The organism is Paraburkholderia silvatlantica (assembly GCF_003096715.1).
In the GTDB taxonomy this organism is placed as follows: domain Bacteria; phylum Pseudomonadota; class Gammaproteobacteria; order Burkholderiales; family Burkholderiaceae; genus Paraburkholderia; species Paraburkholderia silvatlantica.
Map to the genome: position 1 here is coordinate 35358 of NZ_QEOL01000006.1, position 19720 is coordinate 55077.

Sequence of the window (19720 nt, forward strand, 5' to 3'; positions counted from 1 at the left end):
GCACCGCGCCGGCCGATTCATCCGCGACGCCTATCGCGACGCCGCGCTTACCGCGTCACGCCTCGTGCATGGCATGAGCCGCGGCGCCAGTGACCCTGAGGAGACTCGAAGATGAGCTTGTCCGCATCGGAGCGCCTGACACAACTGAACGATCCCGCCCTCTTCAAGACCCGTGCGTACATCGACGGCGAATGGAGCGGCGGCGCGGCCACGTTCGCCGTGCTCGACCCCACCGACAACGCCGAGATCGCGAGCGTGCCCGACTTTGGCGCCGACGAGGCGCATCGCGCCATCGGCGCCGCGAACGCCGCGCTGCCGGCGTGGCGCGCAAAGACAGGCAAGGAGCGCGCCGCCATCCTGCGGCGCTGGTTCGACCTCGTGATCGAGCACGCCGACGACCTCGCCGCGATCATGACCGCCGAGCAAGGCAAGCCGCTTGCCGAGGCGCGCGGCGAAGTGATCTATGGCGCGTCCTTCCTGGAATGGTTTGCCGAAGAGGCCAAGCGTGTGAACGGCGACGTGCTCGCAAGCCCCGCCAGCGACCGCAAGCTCGTCGTGCTCAAGCAGCCGATCGGCGTGTGCGCCTCGATCACCCCCTGGAATTTCCCGGTTGCGATGATCACGCGCAAAGTCGCGCCGGCCATCGCCGCGGGTTGCACGATCGTCGTGAAGCCCGCCGAGCAGACGCCGCTTTGCGCGCTCGCGCTCGCCGAACTGGCGCAGCGAGCGGGCGTGCCCAAGGGCGTGTTCAACGTGCTGACCGCCGACTCCGCGAACTCCATCGAAATCGGCAAGGCGCTGTGCGAGAGCGACATCGTGCGCCATCTCTCATTTACGGGATCGACGCCGGTGGGCCGCATCCTCATGCAGCAGTGCGCGCCGACGGTCAAGAAAATCGCCCTCGAACTCGGCGGCCACGCCCCCTTCATCGTGTTCGACGACGCCGACCTCGATGCCGCCGTGGAAGGCGCGATGATCTCGAAGTATCGCAACGCCGGCCAGACCTGCGTCTGCACGAACCGCTTCTATGTGCACGACAAGGTGTACGACGCTTTTGTCGAGAAGCTCGCCGCCGCCTCGCGCAAGATCAAGGTGGGCAACGGCTTCGAGGATGGCGTGAACCAGGGGCCGTTGATCGACGACGCGGCTGTCGCCAAGGTCGCGCAGCACATCAGCGATGCGACCGCCCAGGGCGCGAAGCTCGTGGCGGGCGGCAAGGTCAGCTCGGGGCGCTACGTCGAACCCACCGTGCTCGCCGATGTCACGCACGACATGCTGATTGCGCGGGAGGAAACGTTCGGCCCGGTCGCGGCGATATTGCGCTTCAGCAACGAAGCCGAAGTGATCGCTCTCGCCAACGACACCGAATTCGGCCTCGCCTCGTACTTTTACAGCCGCGACATCGGCCGCGTCTGGCGCGTGGCGGAAGCGCTCGAGTACGGTATGGTCGGGATCAACACCGGACTCATCTCGAACGAGGTGGCGCCGTTTGGCGGCGTGAAGCAGTCGGGTCTCGGGCGCGAAGGTTCGAAGTACGGCATCGACGAATATGTCGAACTGAAGTACCTGTGCATCGGCGTTTGAAGCACGTTTGAGCCGCGTGCGCCCGCTTCCTCAAAAGGCGGGCGTGCGCGGCATGCAATCCATACCAACAAGAAATCGTTTTCATGTCGCACGTTTCCCTGCTTTCCGACGGCTTTTTTCTGTCCCTTTCGCTTTGCCTCGACATCGGTCTCGTCAACGTCGCCATCATCTCGCTCACGCTCACGCACGGCTTCCGCCCGGGCTTCTGGCTAGGGCTCGGCTCGTGTTTCGGCGATCTCATCTATGCCGCACTCGCGCTTGCGGGCATGGCCGCGCTGCTGCAGTTTTCGGCCGTGCGCTGGATCGTGTGGATCGGCGGCTCCGCCCTGCTGCTCATGCTCACGTGGAAGATGGCGCGCGAAGCGCTCAATCCGGCATCGGCGCCGCCGGTGGAAGGCGAAGCCGATAACGCCGCACCGCTGCCCAACCCCTGGCGCAGCTTCGGGCGCGGCGTGCTGCTCGCGCTCTCGTCGCCGAGTGCGATTCTCTGGTTTGCGGCCGTCGGCGGCGCGCTCATCGCAAAGTCGGGGGCGACGAGCGCTGGCGCCGCATCGCTTTTTCTGCTGGGCTTTTTCGCGGGCGGGCTCGGCTGGACCCTGTTTATTTGCGGACTGGCCAGTCATGGCCGCAAACGCGCCGGCACCGGCCTGCTGCGCGCCTGCCACGTGCTTTCGGCATTGCTGTTCGCGTACTTTTCGTACAGCGTGATCGTGCATGGCTATCACGACCTGATCCTGCAAGGCGGGAGCGCGTCGTAACCCGTGTCGGGCGCGAAGCGCGCCTGCCTCCCGACCGGCTTGCGTGTCAAGCTAGCGCGCCGTACAGGCGGCGAAAGCGAACGCCAAAAACGAACGGCGCAACGCGGCGTGAGCCGGCGTTGCGCCGTTCGTGAAACCTGCGCAGGAGCGGCGTAGGCCGCCCCTCATGCTCAATGACGGTAGTAGCCGCGGCCGTAGTAACCGTGGCCATAGTAGCCGTGATGCCAGTACGGACGGCCGTAATAGCCGTAGCCGTAGCCGCCTACGACGACGGGCGGCGGCGCGTACACCACCGGCGGCGGCGCATAGACCACGGGCGGGGGCGGCGGTGCGTAGACCGGCGCAGCGTAGACGGGATAAGCCGGGGCAACCGGAATGCCAATGCCGATACCCACCGAGACGTGCGCCTGGGCCGCGCTGACGAACCCCACACCCAGCGCAGCGGCAACGATGAACGATACGGTCTTTTTCACTTCTCTTCTCCTGGCGGCCACCAGCGGCGACGCGCATATAACGGGCACTGCCCACACATTCAATGTATCGAAAACAGCGGCCCTCATTGGTAGCCATTTGTTTCGAATTGCAATCCTGTTTTGGGGGCGCTTAATAGCGCGTCAAGCCCGGTGGGCGCGGGTGCCGAGAAAAATCGCCGTATCCGCGCCCGGTCGCGACGCCATTCGTTACAAAAACCGGGGCGCCGTCATTATTACCGGCGCGAGGGTATCGCGAGGCAGGTCTCCCGGTAATGTTTGATTACAAATTGGTTGACCGGGACGACGTTCGGGTCGCTGACGCGACGCGCAGCGAAGTGTAAACGACGATGCCCGGTCGGGGGGACCGGGCATCTCATTCGACCAGCCGGCGGCGCACAAACCGTCGGCCACGTTGAACCGACTCTGCGCTATCCGACCTTCACGTAGGTGAACTCGCGCGTGACGTTCGGTGGCACATAGGCGCCGCTGATGCGCACACGTGGCGTCAGGCGCTTCTTCTGATCCCACCAGCGGCGGCGTTGAAAGGGCGTGAGAAACCGCAGATGCTTTCGGTAAGCGAAGATGCTCATGGTGAACTCCCCGAATCGGACTACCGACAGGAACAAACCCAATTGCACGACTGCAACAACGAAACCGAAACGATGAAAAGTATTGTGCTCAGATTCCGCGCCAAAAATCGCAGTGTTGCGAGATAGCCTCACGAGCGCCGTATATGCACAGCACACTGTTCGTTGCGGCTTCCCCATGCTGGATCTGAGTTGCAGCGCATCGATGCGCCGCCAGCCAGCAGCAGAAATTGTGCCGCGTCAGGCCATCGGTGCGACAACGCGCCCGACACAGTCATTTGTAGCCGCACCGCCGGCGGGTGATCGGTACGAAAGCGAACATTTCCTGCGCCGCGCGGCGGTGGCGCAACACTCGGGCCGTGCGGCGCCTGACTGGCGCGGTCTGTCTGAATCACTGTAGCCGTTCGCGGAGAAGCCTGCCGCGAGCGCAGCCATTTTGCGCGGCGCGCACGCCGGAAGCCGCGGCCGCCGACGCGCGCTGGGCGCCCGCAGCAGCATCGATCGCGGATACTGGCGAGGCGTAAGCCGTGGTAATGTGGCGACGGCGCGCGCATCGCAACGGCACGGAGCGCGCCCATGGGACTCACCGACGAGCACGCACAATGATCAAGGTCAGCATCCTTTATCCCTATCGCGAGAACGGGCGTTTCGACACCGGGTACTACTGCACGCACCACATGCCGCTCGCGGCGAAGCTCTTTGGCGACTCGCTCAAGGGCTGGTCGGTCGACATCGGCATCAATGCCGGGCCGCCGGGCACACCGCCGCCGTACGTCGCGGCCGGACACTTCCTGTTCGAGACGGTAGAGGCGTTCTACGCGGTGTTTCAGCCGCATGCCGACACACTCCTCGACGACATTCCCAACTATACCGACGGCGGAAATGGCACCATTCTGATCAGCGAGGTCAAGGTGTCCGTCTGACGTGCTCCGCGTGGTTGAACGGGGCGAGCGCAACCCCGGCATGACCTTTATCGGCCGCCACACGCCAGGCACGCCGCCACCCACACAAGAAGGAAACAACACCGATGTTCGGCGATATCGCCCGCTTTCTGCTCAATACGGTCTTCACGCTGTTCGGCGCCGCGCTGCTGCTGCGCGCCTGGCTCCAGTACGTGCGTGTGCCGCCGTACAACCCCGTGACCCACGCGATCCAGCAGGTCACCAACTGGCTGGTGCTGCCGCTGCGGCACGTGATTCCCGGCGTGCGCGGCATCGACTGGGCGAGCGTGGTCGCCGCGCTGGTCGCGGCCATTGCCTACGTGCTGCTGATGGTATGGATCGCGGGGGTGGACCCATTGGGTCTTTTGCCGACGCTGCTCATTGTCGCCGTGCTCACGCTCGTGAAATGGGCGCTCAACCTGCTGATCTGGCTGACGATCCTGATGGCGTTGCTCTCGTGGCTCAACCCGCGCTCGGCGGCGATGCCCGTGTTGTTCCAGCTGACGGCGCCGTTCCTCAACCCCCTGCGCCGCATCCTGCCGAACCTGGGCGGCCTCGACCTCTCGCCGATCCTGCTCTTCGTGATCGTGCAGGTGCTGCTGATGGTGGTCACCCGCGCGGCGGTTTCGCTCACGCTGTTTGGGATTTGAGGACGCATCGGTGCACGCGGCGGCGTGCCTGGCGCGCCGCGTCGCTCGAGCGCGTCATTGCGCAAGAAGGCCAAAAACGCGTAAAATAGCGCGCTCTGCGGGCGTCGTATAATGGCCATTACCTCAGCTTCCCAAGCTGATGACGTGGGTTCGATTCCCATCGCCCGCTCCACGTCGGTTTGCCGACCTCTCTTCGAGGCCTGGCTTTCGAACAACGCCCCTGCCAGGACATCCCCCGGGACGCCATGCCCGCCCGACCGGCACACGCCGGGCACGACCTGAATTCCTCTGTTGCACAATGCACTCTGGCGCTTCTCGGGTCCTCCCGCACGCGCCGCGAGCAGGTCCGCCGACATGTATTTCGCTCGACTGCCACATAACGACTCGCTGCGCGCCCTCTGGCGCACCCGTCTCCGATGGATCAATTTTTCATGTCCCGGCCGAGCGCGATCAGCCTGATCGTGCGCTCGCACAAAGCCCTTCTCGCCGACGCCGACGATCGCCCATCGACCGAAGCCGAGCGCCTGCGCGCCGCGGCCGCCGACCTCACGCGCCTGCTATTCGACGTCCGTGCCGGGCGTGTGAACGCGTTCGAATTGAACGAACCTGCGCGCATGCGAGTCGTCATTTCATCCGATTGAGGCGCGGATCGCTGCGCGGCCCGGGGCGCAGCGAGGCGCCGCGGCCATGCCTTGGCCGCCAGAGCCATGCGAGCGCGCTGATATAATGCGCGACGGCTTCGGAGCCGCCATGCTTCGAGCGCGCCGCGCCCGCCTGCCGGGCCAAGGGCCGGCACCAATTCCGGCGAACGCAAAAACGGCCGACAAGGCGTCCGGCCACACCGGCCCGCGTAGCCTGCGGCACCGCGTCGCCCCGAATAGCCGGCATGGCTCGCACCGAGCCGAAGGCGCAGCCCGCCTCCATTATCGACAGCCGCGACATCCGCCGCTCTCACACCCACTCGCGAAGATGAATCACGACCCCAACGACGACGCCCGTCCCGGCGCCACGCAGTCCGACGCACAAGACGCCGCCTCCGGCACGAACGCGCAATCCGGGACGGCCGCCGGCGACGCGCTGCACCACCGCCGCATCCGCAGCTTCGTGACGCGTGCCGGCCGCGTCTCGACCGGCCAGCGCCGCGCGATCGACGAACTCGGCCCGCGCTTCGTCGTGCCCTATGCGCCGCAAGTTGCCGACTGGGACGCCGTGTTTGAACGGCGCGCACCGCGCATTCTGGAGATCGGTTTCGGCATGGGCGCGAGCACGGCGGAAATCGCCGCATTGCGCCGCGAAGACGACTTCCTCGGCGTCGAGGTCCACGAACCTGGCGTTGGCGCGCTGCTCAAGCTGATCGGCGAGCAGCATCTGGAGAACATCCGCATCATCCAGCACGACGCCGTCGAAGTGCTCGAGCATATGATCGCGCCGGCGAGCCTCGACGGCGTGCACATCTTCTTCCCCGATCCGTGGCACAAGGCCCGCCATCACAAGCGCCGCCTGATCCAGCCGAAGTTCGTCGCCCATCTCGTCTCGCGCATGAAGCCGGGCGCGTACCTGCACTGCGCGACCGACTGGCAGAACTACGCCGAACAGATGCTCGAAGTGCTCAGCGCACAGCCCGCGCTCGAGAATACGGCCGCCGACTACGCGCCGCGCCCCGACTACCGCCCGGTGACGAAGTTCGAGCGCCGCGGCCTGCGCCTCGGTCACGGCGTGTGGGATCTGGTGTTCCGCCGCCGCGCAGACTGAAACCGGGAACCTTATTGAAGAACGGGCGCCGTGATGTCACACGGCGCCCGTTGCGTTTTCAGTCGTCCCAGCCTAGCCCACCGCCATAGCCGAGCAGCAGGATCACGAGCCCGAAAGCGATCCGGTACCAGGCGAAGGCCGTAAAATCGTGCGAAGCCACGAAGCGCAGCAGCCAGCGCACGCAGGCGAACGCGCTCACGAACGCGGCGACGAAGCCGATGCCGAAGAGCCCGAGCCCGTCCACGGAAAGCTCGTGCCAGCTCCTGTACAGCTCATAAACGGTCGCGCCGAAGATCACGGGAATCGCAAGGAAGAACGAGAACTCGGTCGCGACGCGACGCTCGAGGCCGAACAGCATCGCGCCGATGATAGTCGAGCCCGAACGCGACATGCCCGGAATCAGCGCGAAGCACTGCGCGCAGCCCACCTTGAAGGCGTCGAGCGGCGTGATCTCGTCAATCGAGTTCACGCGCGCGCTGCGCTGCTCGGCGACCGGCAGTCCCTTTGGGCCACGCAGGCGATTTTCGACCCACAGGATGACGAGGCCGCCGACGACGAGCGCGAACGCCACCGGCACCGGCGCGAAGAGCACCGACTTGATCGCCTTCTCGAACATCAGACCGAGCACGACGGCCGGAATGGTGGCGACGATCACGTTGAGCGTAAAACGCCGCGCATCGCGCCGCGAGGGCAACCCTACGACCACCTGGCCAATCTTGCGCCGGAACTCCCAGCACACGGCGAGAATCGCGCCGAACTGGATCACCACGTAGAAGGTCTTCGAATACTCGCCGTCGAAATTGAGCAGGCTGCCGGCGACGATCAGATGCCCCGTGCTCGAAACAGGCAGAAATTCCGTCAACCCTTCGACGATGCCGAGAATCAAGGCCTTGCAGGTCAAAATCCAGTCCATCCCTTTTTTCCCCTCTTCTTTGAGCGTCAGGACAGCGCATGCCGCGCCACGCGACCGGCGACGGCCGCGTGCGCCGGGTTTCGCCGGCTTACTTCTCGACGATCTGCACGCGTATGCCATTTGTAAGGATGGTGATTGTACCGGGTTCGTAGTTGACGCCGGCAAATTGGAGCTGGTCGGGCTTGAACGTATAGACGGGGTAATTGTTGAGCAGCTGGGTGGCGACGAGCGCGGCGACCGCGCTCACCTGCGGCGCGTAGGCGGCGGCGTTGCCCGCCATGTCGACGCCATCGACCGAAGGCGAGCGCAGCACCACGGAGCGGCTCCCGCTGTCGTAGGCGAGTTCGCTCGACACCGTGAACGCGCCGCTCACGGGCTGCTGCATCAACGGGCTTTCGAGGTGCGCGTCGAGCCGCACCGCCACGCGGTTGCGATCGGGCTGCAGCGTCACGACCGGGTTCGCGAGCGAGACGTCGAAAATCTGCTGCATCGAGCGGCGATAGGGAAACTTGCGCTGCACCGCATCCTGCACCTGCTGCTGCGAGAACGTGTAGTGATCGGGAATGAACGGGAAGATCCCCGTCGCACACGCGCCGAGCGACATCGCCGTACCCGCCGCAGCGCAGGCTGTGAACAGGAAGGCGCGCCGGGAAACGCGCGTTGCGGTGTGGGCCATGCGAAATCTCCTTGTTGGGCCGGGATTGTGTTGGGCCGATTGGCGCGCCGTCATTCTGGCGCATGGCGGCTCGCCGACGCAGTGTGCGCCGGGTTCAGCGCGCGGCTGGCACTCGTGGCCGGGTTTGCGGCCGAGTTTGCGCCTCGAGATGCGTGAGCCAGACAATGGCCTCGTCGCGCGACTCGCCGCACATCTCGGGCTGCGGCTGCAGCCCCGAGCAGCACGCCGGCCGCAATGGCGAGCCGAAGATCAGGCAGCGCAGGTCCTCGCCGAGCTGAACACAACGCACGCCGGCCGGCTTGCCTTGAGGCATGCCGGGAATCGGGCTCGTAATGGACGGCGCGATGCAGCACGCGCCGCAACCGGGACGGCAGGCATGCCCTGAGGCATCGGCGGGGAAAACGGTACTCACTTCGGCTTCCTGGAACGCTCACAAATCGTGTCCGCGCGGCGGCGGACCAGACGGCATTGTGCCATCGCTCGCGTGCGACCTTTTTACACAATCGCTTCTTCCTACGCGCTCGTACACTTTGTCCATCTGGCGCTGTAGGACAAGGGACAGGCCACCTGTGCGCGGCTTCCCGCGGCGCCGGACGCTGCCCACCCGTGCGCCGCCCTTCCCAGTGAGCTTTGCATGAGCGACGCCGACCTGCTCTTTCGCCCCGACCTGCTTGCCAAATACGGCGCCAACGGCCCGCGCTACACGTCCTACCCCACAGCCCTGCAGTTCCGCGACGACTTCGATCCCGCCGACTACCGCCGCGCGGCGGCCGATCCGGGCGCGAGCGAAACCGACCTCTCGCTGTACTTCCACATTCCGTTCTGCGACACCGTCTGCTTCTATTGCGGCTGCAACAAGGTCATCACGAAGAACCGCGGCCGCGCGAGACCCTATCTCGCGCAGATGATCCGCGAAGTGGAGCTGCAAGCCGCGCTCTTCGACACGAAGCGCCCCGTTTCGCAGCTGCATTGGGGCGGCGGCACGCCCACCTTTCTCTCGCTGGACGAAATGAGCGCGCTCATGGCCGCCACGCGCGAACACTTCGCGCTGCAGCCCGACGACACCGGCGAATACTCGATCGAGATCGACCCGCGCGAAGCCACGGCGCAGACCATTGCGCATCTGCGCTCGCTCGGCTTCAACCGGCTGAGCCTGGGCGTTCAGGACTTCGATCCGGTCGTGCAAAAGGCGGTCAACCGCATCCAGCCCCTCGAGCTGACCGTCGACGTCATGAACGCCGCGCGTGCGAACGGCTTCGAATCGATCAGTGTCGATCTGATCTACGGCTTGCCGCACCAGAACGTCAAAACATTCGGCCGCACGCTCGAGACGATGTTGCTGCTCGCGCCCGACCGCATCTCGGTGTTCGGCTACGCGCACATGCCGCATCTGTTCAAGATGCAGCGTCAGATGGACGAAACGACCTTGCCCTCGCCCGCGGAGCGCATGGCGCTGCTGAGGCTCGTGATCGAACAGCTCACCGAAGCGGGCTACGTCTACATCGGCATGGATCATTTCGCACTGCCCACCGACGAACTCGCACGCGCCCAGGCGCAACGCACGCTGCACCGCAATTTCCAGGGTTACAGCACGCGCGCCGACTGCGACCTGATCGGCTTTGGCGCCTCGGCAATCGGCAAGGTCGGCGACGTCTACGCGCAGAACGCGAAGGACCTGATCGGCTACGGCGCAGCGATCGGCGCGGACAAGCTCGCGACCGCGAAGGGCGTGCGCCTCACGGCCGATGATCGTCTGCGCCGCGACATCATCACGGAGCTCATGTGCAATCTCGAACTGCGCTACGACGAGTTCGAGGCTGCCTACGGCATTCGTTTTCCGGCGGCCTTTGCGGCCGAACTCGACCGGCTGCGCGAGTTCGAACGCGACGGGCTCGTGGCGCGCAGCGCCGAGCGCCTCGAGGTGCTGCCCGCCGGGCGCATGCTGGTGCGCAATATCGCGATGGTGTTCGACCGCTATCTCAGCGCACAGCAGGCCGAACGGTTCTCGCGGACGATTTGACGGCTTGCGGGCGCCGCGTAGTTGCCTGGGCGGCCGATTTGCGTCATAATCACCGGCTACTTCGAGCGCTTGCATGTCTGCGCTCGGGTGCGAAAAATGGGCAAAAGCACAAACATGGGCAAAAGCACAAACGCACCCAGATACACGCCTCGGTGGTGAAATTGGTAGACGCGCCGGACTCAAAAATAGGTACTTGTACCTATGGTTAGCTTGGGTTCATCGTCCGCAAAGCCATGTCACACAAGGGTTTTCAGGAAAAAGCGACTTCCGGTGGAAAAATCTGTTTTTCTCACTAGGGGCCAGCTAGGAGCCAGAGCGACGCAGGCTGGGTCGTAGTCAGTAGTTGAAGTATCATGCGCGTCACGCCCGAGTGGTGAAATTGGTAGACGCAGGGGACTCAGATCACATAATTTGAGCCCTCCGGGGGAAACCCCAGAGGTGAAGCCCGTCAAACTCGGTGAAGGCCCTGGACGCAAGTCCGAGCTAATGCCGAGCCAAGCCCTCGAATCGAAAGGTTCGAGGGAAGGTGTAGAGAGCAGACGGCGGGCACCTACGGCCGCAAGGCTATGGTGAAGGCGTGCTCCAGACCACGAACGTTCTGCCCTGTGCAGGACGGCGGCGAAAGCCGAAGTGGGAAGAAAATCCCCCGCCGCAAGGCGTGCCGGTTCGATTCCGGCCTCGGGCACCAATTCAAAAGCCGTCTCTGTTCATGCAGAGGCGGCTTTTTCACATCTACGCAGCAGGCATCTCCACCACGCTCGCCAGAACGAGTGTTTACTGGATACCGCTAAATGCAGTTTGTCCGTCACGGTCCTGATATTCCCGAACGTCTGTTGCAGGCGCACGAAGACGGGCGTGTAGTTTTCTTCTGCGGCGCGGGCATTTCCTACCCCGCGCGGTTGCCCGGCTTTTCCGGTCTGGTGGAGAGGCTCTATCAAGCCCTTTCGGTCACGCCCAATCCGGTACAACAGTCCGCGATCAAGGCCGGGCAGTTCGACACCGCCATTGGCCTGTTGGAAGCGGATGTCGTCGGTGGTCGAGGAAAAGTGCGCAGTGAACTGGCAACGATCCTGACGCCTAACCTCACGGCCCCGAACGCGACAGCCACACACGAAGCCCTGCTGACACTGGCGCAGAACCGCGAGGGCCGCACTCGGCTCATCACCACCAACTTCGATCGCCTGTTCGAGGAAGTCAGGATAGCGAGATCGTTTTTACTCCCAGACTTCAAAGCCCCACTACTCCCTGTACCGAAGACCCGATGGGACGGCTTGGTGTATCTGCATGGCCTGTTACCCGTTACACCAACGGCGGGCGATCTGGATCGGCTGGTCGTTTCTAGCGGTGACTTCGGGCTGGCTTACCTGACCGAACGCTGGGCCGCCCGTTTCGTCAGCGAGTTATTCCGCAACTTCACTGTCTGCTTCGTCGGCTATAGCATCAACGATCCAGTGTTGCGCTACATGATGGATGCGTTGGCCGCCGACCGTCTGCTGGGGGAGTCTCCGCCGGAAATGTTCGCCTTCGGCAGCTATTCCAAAGGTAAGGAGGTGGATCGAGCCAGCGAATGGAAGGCGAAGAACGTCACACCCATTCTCTATCGCGAGCACCAGCATCACGCCTATTTACACAAGACCCTGCGTGCTTGGGCCAACACTTACCGCGACGGCGTGCGCGGCAAGGAACGTATCGTCGTTGAATGCGCTATCGCCCGCCCGTTAGCGAGCACGAAGCAGGACGATTTCGTCGGGCGGATGCTGTGGGCGTTGAGCGATCCGGGCGGCTTGCCCGCAAAGCGGTTCGCGGAACTCGACCCCGTACCGTCACTGGACTGGCTGGAGCCGTTGAGTGAGGCACTCTATCGGCATGCCGACCTGGGACGATTTAGCGTGCCGCCCCAAACTGCCGTGGACGACAAACTCGCCTACAGCTTGATCAGCAGGCCCACCCCATATCCGCTCGCACCGTGGATGAGGATTGTCGACGCCGGGCATCGCAACAGCGGCTGGGATGCGGTGATGTTCCAACTGGCCCGTTGGCTGCTCCGTCACCTCGACGACCCAAAGCTGTTGATCTGGCTGATCAAGCGCGGTGGCCAACTGCACGACCAATTGATCTGGTTGATCGAACGTCGTCTCGACGAACTGGACAAGCTCGCAAACGGCGGTGACGCCACCGAATTGGGGCGCATTCGGGCAAATGCACCCAACGCTTTTCCTCGTCCCGCGATGCGAACGCTCTGGCGTTTGCTACTCAACGGCCATGCGAGATCTGGACCGCATGACCTAAGCCTCTACCGTTGGCGCGATCAATTCAAGCACGATGGGTTGACCGCCAGCGTGCGCCTGGCTCTTCGGAAAACATTGACACCTTGCCTGTCATTGCGCGAGCCCTTCCGCTGGTCTGACGCGGACGATGACAACGAAGCGCGAGATCGCATCAAGAACATTGTGGCATGGGAAGTCGTGCTGGCATCGGATCACGTCCATTCCGGCCTGCGCGACCTGCCCAAAGATGAATGGTGGACGGCAGCATTGCCGGAATTACTGGACGATTTCAGCGCCTTGCTGCGCGACGCGCTTGACTTGATGCGTGAGCTTGGCGGCGTGGACAGCGAGAGCGATCACTCGTATGTCCATCAACCTTCGATTTCAGATCACTCGCAGAACAAGGACTTCCACGATTGGACGGCGCTGATCGAACTGGCCCGCGATGCGTGGTTGGCCACCGTCACGAAGTCGCCGGAACGGGCGCGAGTCATTGCCGAGACCTGGGCGCACGGACCGTATCCGGTATTTCGACGGCTCGCGCTGTTTGCCGCCGCACAGGGGCGTGTCATTCCGCTTCGGCGGGCACTCGACTGGCTGTTGACGGATAGGCGGCGGTGGCTCTGGTCGGAGGAAACAAGACGCGAAACCTTGCGCCTGCTGGTTTCTTTGGCACCGCAACTGGACGCAGCGATGCGGGCTGAACTGGAGCAGGCCGTTCTTTCTGGGCCACCCCGCGACCTGTACCGCGCCGATATCGAGCCCGATGTTTGGAACAACATTGTGGATCACGGCGTATGGCTGCGGCTTGCGAAAATGGCCCAAACGGGCACAACGCTCAGCGAAGCGGGACAATCGCGGCTCGATGCGCTCTCCGCACAATACCGATGGCAGCTTGCAGCGGATGAGAGTGACGAATTTCCCATCTGGATGGGAGGCGGTTGGGTCGGCGATCGTGATCCGTGGAAGCCGTTCACTCCTATTCCGCGCACGAGGCGTGGCGTATTGGACTATCTGCTGGCGCATCCCGTTCTGGAAGATTCGCAGCAAGACGACTGGCGCAAGCTGTGCTCGGAGATGTTTCAGGCGACGGCCTACGCCTTGTGCAGGCTCGCGCAGCAGAACAAGTGGCCGGTCGAACGCTGGCGCGATGCGCTGCAAGCCTGGGCGGAAGAAAAGCTGCGCGACCGTTCGTGGCACTTCATGGCTCCAGTTGTCGTCGATGCCCCTGATGACGTGGCGCAAGCCTTGTCTCATGGCATCGGTTGGTGGCTGCAAGCCGTGGCGAAAACCTTGAAGGGTCACGAAGATCACTTCCTGACGCTGGCCAAGCGCATCTTGCGCTTGGATTTCGAGGACGCCGGCGACGCTAGCGATCCCGTCTCCCGCGCTATCAATCATCCCGTCGGTCATGTGACGCAGGCGTTGCTGGATTGGTGGTACCGCCAAGAACCAAACGATGGGCAAGGGCTTCCGGAATCTATCAAGTCCATCTTCACGGAGCTTTGTGATACGCAGATCGCCAAGTTCAGGCACGCTCGAGTATTGCTGGTAGCCCACACTCTCTCGTTATTCCGGGTGGATAAGGCTTGGTCTGAGCAGCACCTTCTGCCATTGCTCGACTGGAATCGTTCCGAAGCCGAAGCACAGGCGGTCTGGGAAGGTTTCCTTTGGTCACCTCGGCTGTATCGCCCGTTGATGGAGGCAATCAAGCCCGCCCTCCTCGACACGGTCAATCACTACGCACAGTTGGGCGAGCACAATAAACAGTTCGCGGCGTTCCTTACATTCGCGGCGCTCGACCCCGGCGACACTTTCACCATAACGCAACTGGCCACTGCCATCCGCGCACTTCCTGCGGATGGCCTGAGCGAATCAGCCCAGGCTTTGGTGCGGGCGCTGGAAGGCGCAGGTGATCAGCGAGAGGATTACTGGAAAAACCGGATCTTGCCGTTTTGGGAAAAGATCTGGCCGAAATCCAATGATCAGGCATCGAGCGCCAACGGCGAATCGCTGGCTCGCCTGTGCGTCGCGGCAGGCGGTGAGTTCCCATCGGCGATGGCAGTGCTCGGAAATTGGTTGCGCGAGGTCCAGCACCCCGACTACGTAATTCATCAGTTGCGGGAATCCGGTCTGTGCGCCCGTTTTCCTGAAGACGCACTGCAACTGCTATTCACCATCTTGGGCAATCAGCCGTCATGGCTGTCGCCAGAGCTGCGCCAATGCCTCGAAGCCATCGGTCAAGCTGCACCTAATCTGCGTCAGGATCATAGGTTTATGAGAGTAGATGAACTCGCACGGAGATTTGGTATTTGACAATGGTGCCCAGTCACCTCACGCAGGAGCGGCTTTCTCGTTCTTTCCACGGCGCTTGAACCCGCGATCTCCGGCCATGAACATTTCCAGCATGTGGGGGATCAGCACCGTGGCATCGACCGCCTCGCCGTAGGTCTGCGCGTACAGCGCTGCGTAGCGGTCGAGATCGGCTTTCAAGCCGGCCGGACATGCGAAGGTCAGCTTGATGCTCTCGGTTCGGGGCAGCGGCCCCAAGCGCAGCTTGCGCGTCGTGCTCATCGTGAACTCCCACGCTGGAAGAACAGCGGCTGGTACGGTCGCAGCACCATGTCCTTGTTCACCATCACCTCCACCGGCAGGCCCGGCCGAGCAGTAAGCGTCGGCTGGACGCTGAGGTTGCGGCGTGTGATTTCCTGGCCGACCTGATTGGCCGTGTCCTGCGCGCTATCGCGCAGCGCAAGGACGGTATTGCCGTTGTTGAGATTGCCCTGATTCGACATGGCCATCTCGGAGCTGACGCCGAGCATCGTGGACAAGGCCGCGCCAGCCAGGATGCGGCCCCAATGCCAGTCCACCCCGTCTTCCAGGCCCGCGTAGCCGGCCGGATCGATGCCAGGCAGCTTGTCGAGCGCGATCGACGAGGCATCGGGCAACACGAGACGCAGCCAGACCAGCAGCATGCGCCGCTGTCCGAACGCCACCTGGCTGTCGTAGCGCCCAATCAGTCGCGAGCCTTGCGGGATCAGCAGATACTTCCCTGTCGCCGTGTCGTAGACCGGCTGCGTGACCTCGGCAATGATCGACCCCGGCAAATCGGAATTGATGCCCGTCACCAGCGCCGCCGGAATGACGGTGCCGGCCATCACGGTGTACGGCGAGGCCGGCGTCTGCAAGGTGCCGCTGTTGCTCGTTGCGCTATCGCCACCCTTGGCCATGAACGCTTCTTTCTGGCTCTGCCGGTTCTGCACGGCTGTCGGATCATTCGGTTGCGCCGCCGTCGAGGCGGGGCCTGCTGCTTGCGGATCGAAGGCCGAGAGATTCCCCGCCGCTGGCGTTGCCGCCGATGCGGTCGATGCAACCGCTGCATGCTGGCCACCCGTCTGATTGCTGGTGCAGAAGAACACCGACGACCCCGCGGCGGCCTCAGCTTCTTGGCGCAGCGGCGCGCACGTCGGCCGCGCCTTTCACCTCCACCACGGCGCCGATCGGGTATGCGCCCGCACGACACACGCAACGACACGACGACGGCCAGCAGGACGACACGCCGGATGGCACGATGAAGCGCAGCGAATCGGCGGCCATCATCGACGTGTCTCCAGCCAGACCGGATGCGCGACGCCGAGCACATCGGATGTGCGCACCGGACCGAAATAGCGGCTGTCGAACGACGCCGGATTGGTCACGCTCAACAGGAACAGCTCGCCCGGCACGAGACGGCGGCATTGCTGCCAGGATGGCAGCGGTCGGCCCACGCGGTCGGCGGTCAGCAAGGCGGCCACCGGCATGCCGTCAACGCGCACGCTGCGACCGAGGATACATACCTCTTGCGGCGCAACCGCTCCAATGCGTTTGAGTAGCGGCACCCGCGTCGGCAGGTAGCCGCGCTGCGCAGCCAGCGCGGCAGCTTTAGCCGGCAGCGGCACCAGCACGATGCTGTCCACGGACAACGGACGTGGCGGCGAGGCGGTGTGCGGATCGAACGGGTCGATGCGATACCAGCCGACCGCCACGCTGTCTGATGGGTTGTATGTCAGGCGCGTCAGCGGCGACACGAAGGACGCCCAGGCCAGCGCAGCGCAGCCGCAGGCGGATAGACCGGCCAGCACGATGCGAGCGCGCACGCGCGAGCGAGGATGTGGCATGCTGCCGGTTGAGGAAATGGTCGTCATGGCAGCATCCTCCCGGCCAGCCAGGCAGCATGCCGCTCGGCGGTGTATGCCGGCAGCGCCAGGCGTGCAGCGAGACGATTGCCGAGCGTGCGCCAGTACGCCGAAGACACGTCGGCGGGCGCGATGCCCTGTGCGTCGATGGCGTCGAGCTGCGTCAGCACGGCACGCACGGCGGCTTCGCCCTCGGCGTGCAGCAGCAGGCGCGCGCCTGGCAACACGCCGGGGATGCGCTGCGCCGCATCCAGCGGCGTGCATGCCTGCATGACCATGAGCTGCCAGCGGATCGTCCCGTAATCGTTGGCGTGCCAGCGGATGCGGCAGAAAATCGCGCCCGGTTGGAACACCGCGACACGTCGCCAGCGGTCGAGCCGGACGATGCGCGACGGTTCGCCGAAGCGCAGATACAGGTCGATGCGTTGCTCGACGTAGGCAAGCGATACGCGGGTCAGCGGCGCGCCGCCGGCTTGGCCGTCGAGCGCCGCGAGCGACGGCGGCGGTAAAGCCGTGGCCGCCAGATCGGATGCGTTCATGAGGTCTTCTCCGGGAACTCGCGTTCCAGCAGCGCGCGCAGCAGTTCGGCTACGGTCACGCCTTGCGTGAACGCCGACACCTTGATGCGGGCACGCATGGCGGGCGTGATGTCGAGGGTCAGGCGCGCGGTGTAGAAGTCGCCTTTCTGGATGCCGTCGGCGTCGCCTTGGCGAACCCACGCCTCGGCGTGCGCGTTCGCTGGCGGACGCGCGCCGATGGCGATGCGTTTGCCGTTGCGCTGGCTCATGCCGGCCACCGCAGAAACTCGTCGGTGAGCGCCGCGATCTCGCGCGCAGCGGCGCTGTCAGGGGCTGTTTCGCGTGCGAGCCGGCCAGCGGCCACGCTGTCGGCGAACACAATGCGCTGATGCACTTCCGAGCGCATCGCCGGCAGCGGCTGTTCGGCCAGCGACTGCCGTGCTTCCCGGCCAATGATGGTGGTGCTGACGCGCCGGTTGACGACGAAGGCCGCGCGCAGCGCAGGCCGGAACACCTGCGCCTCGCGGATCAGTGCCACCATCTCCGCCGAGGCCCACAAGTCGTAGGGGCTGGGCTGCACGGGAATCAGCACACGCTCGGCCGCCAGCAGCGCAAAGCGCGCCAAGGCGGCGATGCGCGGCGGGCCGTCGATGACGACGTGATCGGCGCGGCGGGCCAGCTCCGGCGCTTCCTGATGCAGCGTCTCGCGGGCGAGGCCCACGGCGCTGAACAGGCGCGGCAAGCCCTGTTGGCTTCTGCGCTGCGTCCAGTCCAGTGCAGAGCCTTGCGGGTCGGCATCGAGCAGGATGAAGTGCGAGCCGCGCATTGCCAGTTCGCCGGCGATGTGGGTGGCGAGCGTGGTCTTGCCGACGCCGCCTTTCTGGTTGAGCAACGCGACGATCATGGCGTGGCCCTCCGTGTGGGGAAGCCACGCTTTCGCAGTTGCGCGCAGTGCCGTTTCGCGGTTGTCCACCGCAACGGCGCGCTCTTATCAAAAGTTAGAGTATTTGAGTTAGGGAAGTTAGAGCACGCCGAAACCCGCGTCGCTACTGGATTCTCGGCGATTTTGCACGCCTGATAGCACGATAGGGACACGCCTGATAGCACGATACCTGGCACGCCTAATAGCACGAGGCCGTTCACAAGTTTTCCCTGAGTTATCCCCGGGCCGTGGACGGCACGGGTCGAAAGGTCAGCAGTTCCTCGCCGGCATTCAGCGTCCGTTCGATGCCCAGCACATAGCCGGGCAACGACTGCCGCGCGACCAGCGCGCGCAGGTCGCAGGCGAAGTCGTAGGGCTTCGCCGTGCTGCCCGACTTCTTGTGCAGGTGCCGGAAGTCGAATTGCCAGCCACCGGGCTGCTTGCCGCCATGTTTGCGCACCAGGCGATACAGCCACCGCTCGATGCCGCCGGTCAGTCGGAAATACGCCGGGTCGATGGTCAGCACCAGGGCAGCGTCGAGCACGCCGGCATAGAACCAGTCCGGCAGGATCAGCTCGATGCCCAGCGGCGTGCCCCGGGCATTGGCCCGCTCCTTCCATTCGTTGATCCACGAGAAACGATGCAGTCGCCGCCCGGTCGTCTCGCGGATGGAAGTCGCTACGGTGGTCGATTGCAGCCGGTCGAGCGCGGCCTTGAGGCGCTGGTAGTCGCGCAGCGACACCCCGCGCCCGATGAAGCGCAGGATCTCGTAGGGCGTGGCGTGCATCAGTCGCGACGGCCGCAGGCCCGCGTCGCGCGCCTCCACGATCTGCGAGGCCGCCCAGATCAGCACGTCCGCGTCCCAAATCGTGGCGATGCCGTGCTCCTGCGTTCCCTCCACGCGCACGGTGACGCCACCGGCACGGAAGTCTATCGGCGCTGTGCGCCGTGACTTCGCCAGCGAGAAGAACGGAAAGGCCATCAAGTCCTGGCTGTCGCGCGGCGCTATCCCATCGCCCGGCAAGGCGCGGAACAGGTCGAGCTGTTCCCGCTCCCGCGATGGGCTGGATATGGTGGTGGCCACCGGCGAGTCGGCCGTCAGCGCGCACGATTGTCCGCCGAGTGGTGCTCGGCGTATTCAGGATCGGACGTGGTTTCGTAACTGCGCTGGTCGGCCCAGGCGTCGAGGTCGGCGGCTGCATACATGACACGGCGGCCGAATTTGCGGAACTTCGGCCCATTGCCGATCACGCGCTGCTTTTCGAGCGTGCGCGGTGACAGTCGTAGGTACTCGGCGGCTTCGTCGTTGGTGAGGTAGCGCTGGGGTTGTGCGGGCGTGGTTGCGAGCGGCTTTCGTGCGGGGCGTCCGCGAAGATGGACGGGGCCACGGCGCGGATTTGGTCGTCCGACAAGGGATGTTCGGAACGCAACACCGGGGAGCGCGAAGCGAAACGGGAAGCGAGTTGCATGGTCTTTCTCCTGAC

Annotated in this window: 20 protein-coding genes, 1 tRNA gene and 3 pseudogenes; 9 read left to right on the plus strand and 15 right to left on the minus strand. The window is 64.4% G+C overall.

Annotation, left to right across the window (positions count from 1 at the left end):
• The first annotated feature begins 111 nt into the window (after nucleotides 1-111).
• On the plus strand, nucleotides 112-1584 hold the full coding sequence (locus C7411_RS10080) for an NAD-dependent succinate-semialdehyde dehydrogenase (RefSeq protein ID WP_110384209.1): 1473 nt from the start codon (nucleotides 112-114) through the stop codon (nucleotides 1582-1584).
• Between the two features lie 83 nt (nucleotides 1585-1667).
• Nucleotides 1668-2342 (plus strand): LysE family translocator, encoded by a 675-nt coding sequence (locus tag C7411_RS10085; RefSeq protein ID WP_110384210.1) that lies wholly within the window; start codon nucleotides 1668-1670, stop codon nucleotides 2340-2342.
• A 170-nt stretch (nucleotides 2343-2512) separates the two neighbouring features.
• On the opposite strand, the gene C7411_RS10090 is transcribed toward C7411_RS10085, so the two are convergent.
• Both C7411_RS10090 and C7411_RS37400 read right to left on the minus strand, forming a co-directional pair.
• Entirely contained in the window at nucleotides 2513-2815 is a 303-nt protein-coding gene (locus C7411_RS10090; protein ID WP_110384211.1) for a hypothetical protein, read from the minus strand.
• A gap of 428 nt (nucleotides 2816-3243) precedes the next feature.
• Complete coding sequence (locus tag C7411_RS37400; RefSeq protein ID WP_165822777.1) at nucleotides 3244-3405, minus strand: hypothetical protein; 162 nt, start codon at nucleotides 3403-3405, stop codon at nucleotides 3244-3246.
• Between the two features lie 599 nt (nucleotides 3406-4004).
• Here C7411_RS37400 and C7411_RS10095 point away from each other — a divergent pair.
• The 5 genes from C7411_RS10095 (at nucleotide 4005) to trmB (ending at nucleotide 6745) form a co-directional block, all read left to right on the plus strand.
• Entirely contained in the window at nucleotides 4005-4325 is a 321-nt protein-coding gene (locus C7411_RS10095) for an EthD family reductase (RefSeq protein ID WP_110384212.1), read from the plus strand.
• Nucleotides 4326-4429: 104 nt separating this feature from the next.
• Nucleotides 4430-4993, plus strand: a complete 564-nt coding sequence (locus C7411_RS10100) for a YggT family protein (RefSeq protein WP_042260837.1) — start codon at nucleotides 4430-4432, stop codon at nucleotides 4991-4993.
• Between the two features lie 97 nt (nucleotides 4994-5090).
• A tRNA-Gly gene (locus C7411_RS10105) sits at nucleotides 5091-5165 on the plus strand.
• Nucleotides 5166-5424: 259 nt separating this feature from the next.
• Nucleotides 5425-5634 (plus strand): hypothetical protein, encoded by a 210-nt coding sequence (locus C7411_RS10110; RefSeq protein WP_133253632.1) that lies wholly within the window; start codon nucleotides 5425-5427, stop codon nucleotides 5632-5634.
• A gap of 328 nt (nucleotides 5635-5962) precedes the next feature.
• Nucleotides 5963-6745, plus strand: a complete 783-nt coding sequence (trmB, locus tag C7411_RS10115) for a tRNA (guanosine(46)-N7)-methyltransferase TrmB (protein WP_309147577.1) — start codon at nucleotides 5963-5965, stop codon at nucleotides 6743-6745.
• A gap of 58 nt (nucleotides 6746-6803) precedes the next feature.
• On the opposite strand, the gene C7411_RS10120 is transcribed toward trmB, so the two are convergent.
• The 3 genes from C7411_RS10120 to C7411_RS10130 form a co-directional block, all read right to left on the minus strand.
• Complete coding sequence (locus C7411_RS10120) at nucleotides 6804-7658, minus strand: undecaprenyl-diphosphate phosphatase (RefSeq protein WP_110384214.1); 855 nt, start codon at nucleotides 7656-7658, stop codon at nucleotides 6804-6806.
• 88 nt (nucleotides 7659-7746) lie between these two features.
• The gene (locus C7411_RS10125; RefSeq protein ID WP_110384215.1) at nucleotides 7747-8334 is read right to left on the minus strand and encodes a DUF1439 domain-containing protein; all 588 of its coding nucleotides are present in this window, start codon (nucleotides 8332-8334) and stop codon (nucleotides 7747-7749) included.
• 94 nt (nucleotides 8335-8428) lie between these two features.
• Nucleotides 8429-8746, minus strand: coding sequence for a YkgJ family cysteine cluster protein (locus C7411_RS10130; RefSeq protein ID WP_110384216.1), 318 nt, complete (start codon nucleotides 8744-8746; stop codon nucleotides 8429-8431).
• A 222-nt stretch (nucleotides 8747-8968) separates the two neighbouring features.
• Here C7411_RS10130 and hemN point away from each other — a divergent pair, with 222 nt between their 5' ends.
• Entirely contained in the window at nucleotides 8969-10354 is a 1386-nt protein-coding gene (hemN, locus tag C7411_RS10135) for an oxygen-independent coproporphyrinogen III oxidase (RefSeq protein ID WP_110384217.1), read from the plus strand.
• A 791-nt stretch (nucleotides 10355-11145) separates the two neighbouring features.
• Nucleotides 11146-14937 carry an anti-phage defense-associated sirtuin Dsr1 gene (gene dsr1, locus C7411_RS10140; RefSeq protein ID WP_110384218.1) on the plus strand — a complete coding sequence of 1264 codons (3792 nt, stop codon included), beginning with the start codon at nucleotides 11146-11148 and terminating at the stop codon, nucleotides 14935-14937.
• Nucleotides 14938-14955: 18 nt separating this feature from the next.
• On the opposite strand, the gene C7411_RS10145 is transcribed toward dsr1, so the two are convergent.
• The 10 genes and pseudogenes from C7411_RS10145 to C7411_RS38890 form a co-directional block, all read right to left on the minus strand.
• Nucleotides 14956-15195, minus strand: a complete 240-nt coding sequence (locus C7411_RS10145) for a DUF2274 domain-containing protein (protein WP_110384219.1) — start codon at nucleotides 15193-15195, stop codon at nucleotides 14956-14958.
• Nucleotides 15192-16073: pseudogene (locus tag C7411_RS10150) on the minus strand (TraB/TrbI/VirB10 family type IV secretion system protein); the annotation flags it as partial. The gene C7411_RS10145 and the pseudogene C7411_RS10150, both read right to left, overlap by 4 nt.
• Nucleotides 16060-16221, minus strand: a complete 162-nt coding sequence (locus C7411_RS37405) for a hypothetical protein (protein ID WP_165822775.1) — start codon at nucleotides 16219-16221, stop codon at nucleotides 16060-16062. The gene C7411_RS37405 and the pseudogene C7411_RS10150, both read right to left, overlap by 14 nt.
• The gene (locus C7411_RS10155) at nucleotides 16218-16805 is read right to left on the minus strand and encodes a S26 family signal peptidase (RefSeq protein ID WP_110384220.1); all 588 of its coding nucleotides are present in this window, start codon (nucleotides 16803-16805) and stop codon (nucleotides 16218-16220) included. Before C7411_RS10155 ends, C7411_RS37405 begins: the two co-directional genes overlap by 4 nt.
• Nucleotides 16802-17335, minus strand: a complete 534-nt coding sequence (locus C7411_RS10160; protein WP_110384221.1) for a DUF2840 domain-containing protein — start codon at nucleotides 17333-17335, stop codon at nucleotides 16802-16804. Before C7411_RS10160 ends, C7411_RS10155 begins: the two co-directional genes overlap by 4 nt.
• Nucleotides 17332-17583, minus strand: a complete 252-nt coding sequence (locus tag C7411_RS10165; protein ID WP_110384404.1) for a chromosome partitioning protein ParB — start codon at nucleotides 17581-17583, stop codon at nucleotides 17332-17334. The genes C7411_RS10160 and C7411_RS10165 overlap by 4 nt, the downstream gene beginning before the upstream one ends.
• Entirely contained in the window at nucleotides 17580-18218 is a 639-nt protein-coding gene (gene parA / locus C7411_RS10170; RefSeq protein WP_110384222.1) for a ParA family partition ATPase, read from the minus strand. The genes C7411_RS10165 and parA overlap by 4 nt, the downstream gene beginning before the upstream one ends.
• A gap of 253 nt (nucleotides 18219-18471) precedes the next feature.
• Nucleotides 18472-19320, minus strand: a complete 849-nt coding sequence (locus C7411_RS10180) for a replication initiator protein A (protein ID WP_110384224.1) — start codon at nucleotides 19318-19320, stop codon at nucleotides 18472-18474.
• Between the two features lie 14 nt (nucleotides 19321-19334).
• Nucleotides 19335-19577 (minus strand): annotated as a pseudogene (locus C7411_RS10185) (helix-turn-helix transcriptional regulator); the annotation flags it as partial.
• Nucleotides 19553-19705: pseudogene (locus C7411_RS38890) on the minus strand (DUF932 domain-containing protein); the annotation flags it as partial. The pseudogenes C7411_RS38890 and C7411_RS10185, both read right to left, overlap by 25 nt.
• Between the last annotated feature and the right edge of the window lie 15 nt (nucleotides 19706-19720).